The 219-nt window shown below is 56.2% G+C and carries 1 protein-coding gene; it reads right to left on the minus strand.

Going from position 1 to position 219, the window contains the following annotated elements:
• On the minus strand, positions 1-219 hold a 219-nt coding region (locus H0248_RS21785), incomplete at both ends, for a hypothetical protein (RefSeq protein WP_180787459.1).

Here is a 219-nt window from a genome sequence, read left to right on the forward strand (position 1 = left end):
GTTGTCGACTTTGCCTGTCACAGCAATGGTCTGGCCGGACTCGGTCGCATTAATCACGTTATCGAACGTGACGTTATCGACAGAGATTGACGCGACTGGTGCAACCGTATCCACGCCGTAAGTGTGACCGGTATTCGCAGTCGTGACATTGCCCGCCGTATCGCGTGTGGTGACGGTCGCACTCACATCACCGTTAGCAGCCAGTACCGATCCCGGAAC

It is taken from the genome of Pectobacterium brasiliense, assembly GCF_013449685.1.
GTDB classification, from domain to species: Bacteria; Pseudomonadota; Gammaproteobacteria; order Enterobacterales; family Enterobacteriaceae; genus Pectobacterium; species Pectobacterium brasiliense_A.